Genomic DNA, 1,599 nt, shown 5'->3' on the forward strand with positions numbered 1-1,599 from the left:
CGGCCGCAGCGACTGTCGATGCCGACAAGGCGACAATCGACGCCGACAATGTCCAGCTTGGCTTCGCCACGATCACGGCGCCGATTTCCGGCAGGCTGGGTGCTGTCAGCGTCGCCGTCGGCGATCTCGTCACCGTCAGCAATGGCAACAGCAGTACGGCGACCCCGCTGGTGACCATCACCCAGATGGACCCGCTGCAGGTCAACTTCAATCTTCCCGAGAGTAACCTGGCCCTGCTGCACAAGGCGCTCGCCAACCCGCAGCAGGGCGCGGTGACACTGACCAAGGATGGTGACCCGACGCCGATCGGCAAGGGTACGCTCGATTTCGTCGACTCCAGCGTCGACACCGCGTCGGGCACGATTGCCACGCGGGCAAGCATTCCCAATGCCGATCTTTCGCTATGGCCCGGCCAGTATGTGAATGTCGTGCTCGACGCCGGCATCATGCCGCAGATGACATCGGTTCCCACGGTCGCGGTGCAGCCAAGCCAGAAGGGGCCGTTCGTCTATGTCGTCAAGCCGGACAACACGGTCGAGATGCGGCCGGTGCAGGTGGCGCTGACCGAAGGCGAGAACAGCGCCGTCAGCCAGGGGCTGAAAAGCGGCGAGAAAGTTGTCACTGAGGGCCAGACGAGGCTGAAGGACGGCGCCGCGGTGCATGAGGGCAAGGCCACGGCCGATGCCGCGCCGAAGGTGGCCGAGGCGAGCAAAGCCGGCGAGGCGGCCCAATGATCTCCGAATTCTGCATACGCAGGCCTGTCGCCACCCTTCTGATGTCGTTCGCCCTCGTGCTGGGCGGACTGTTCGCCTACAAGTTCCTGCCGGTGGCGGCACTGCCCAGCGCCGAATTCCCGGTGGTCAACGTCTCGGCTTCGCTGCCCGGCGCCTCGCCGGAAACCATGGCGACGTCGGTGGCGACCCCGCTGATCAAGCAGTTCGCAACCATCGCCGGTATCGATTCGATCTCGACCACGAACTCGCTTGGCCAGACCTCGATCGCCATCCAGTTCGTGCTCAACCGCGACATCGACGCGGCAGCAGCCGACGTGCAGGCGGCGATCGCGCGCACGCAGAAATCATTGCCGCCGCAGATGACGGCGCCGCCGAGCTATCGCAAGGTCAATCCGGCCGACGCGCCGATCCTTTTGATGTCGCTGGTCAGCGACACGGTTCCGCTGACCGATCTCGATGCTTTCGCGGAAAATGTCATCTCGCCGTCGCTGTCGACCATAGACGGCGTGGCGCAGGTCTCGATCTTCGGCCAACAGAAATACGCGGTGCGCATCCAGATCGACCCGACCGCGCTTGCCGCGCGCGGCATCTCGATCGATCAGCTGCAGGCGGCGGTCGCCTCGGCCAACAGCAACACGCCGCTCGGCGTGCTGCAGAACGACAAGCAGCAGCTTACCATCACCGCCAACACGCAGCTGACTGACGCCGCCGGCTTCTCCAACATCATCATCGCCACCAAAAACGGTCACCCCGTGCGGTTGGGCGAGGTGACCCGTGTGGTCGATTCGGTGCAGACGACGACGACGGCGAGCTGGTATGACGGTACGCGCGCGATCATCATGGCGCTGCACCGCCATGATGATCG

Annotated in this window: 2 protein-coding genes; both read left to right on the forward strand. The window is 64.5% G+C overall.

Features of this window, described 5'->3' with window-relative positions:
• Nucleotides 1-734, forward strand: a 734-nt coding sequence (locus tag EN939_RS33385; RefSeq protein ID WP_127271731.1) for an efflux RND transporter periplasmic adaptor subunit, incomplete at its 5' end; no start/stop codon positions are given.
• Nucleotides 731-1,599 (forward strand): efflux RND transporter permease subunit (locus EN939_RS33390; protein ID WP_164751479.1); only part of this gene is annotated, 869 nt, incomplete at its 3' end. The genes EN939_RS33385 and EN939_RS33390, both read left to right, overlap by 4 nt.

The organism is Mesorhizobium sp. M7A.F.Ca.CA.002.05.1.1 (assembly GCF_003998335.1).
In the GTDB taxonomy this organism is placed as follows: domain Bacteria; phylum Pseudomonadota; class Alphaproteobacteria; order Rhizobiales; family Rhizobiaceae; genus Mesorhizobium.